This window comes from Leptospira dzoumogneensis (assembly GCF_004770895.1).
In the GTDB taxonomy this organism is placed as follows: Bacteria; Spirochaetota; Leptospiria; order Leptospirales; family Leptospiraceae; genus Leptospira_B; species Leptospira_B dzoumogneensis.
In genome coordinates this window covers 1-606 of the sequence record NZ_RQHS01000028.1, presented here as the reverse complement: position 1 = coordinate 606, position 606 = coordinate 1, and the positions used below count along the sequence as shown (strand labels likewise).

The window sequence follows — 606 nt, the reverse complement described above, 5'->3', positions numbered from 1 at the left end:
AGTTAGGCGTAGTAACGCTTTTCTATGGGCTGCTATTTATTAATTCTTTAATAACTCGCAAATCATTTGAAGAAAAATCTGCATCAAAGGGAGATTCACCAGAATAAAATCGAACTGAAAGATTACTCGCATTTAATAAATCGTTTTTCAACTCATTAGAAAGAACAAATTCTGCAGAATGTGTACTCAGCGATGAATTCCTTATTCCATTAGGAATAATTTTGGTATTTTGAAATTTAATTTTAATCTTCTTATCATCTAATTTAAAAAAACCTGAATGACCCAGTGGTCGTTCGTGATTCAAAAATTCAGAAGAAAGATAACACCTAATAAGTGTTTCTGACCCTGCGTTTACTGTTTTTGTTAACGTCATAAATAATGCCTTTGCTTTTCCAAAATCATTTAACGTATAATTCGTAGTAGCATATAAATCTAAAGTGAAAGTTGTTTGATTCTTATAATCATCTTTCACTATTTTTATATTCCCATAAGGTAGACACTCTAATATGAATATACTAATTATTGCTATTATAGATTTTCTCATTCTTCCTCCTTGAACTATATTTATTGTAGTTTCGTAAATTGAAAGCGTTATTACGCCTAACG

The 606-nt window shown here is 29.7% G+C and carries 1 protein-coding gene; it reads right to left on the bottom strand.

From position 1 onward, the window contains the following. Positions 1-22 precede the first annotated feature (22 nt). The coding region (locus EHR06_RS19070) for a hypothetical protein (RefSeq protein ID WP_341867517.1) at positions 23-606 on the bottom strand (584 nt) is incomplete at its 5' end.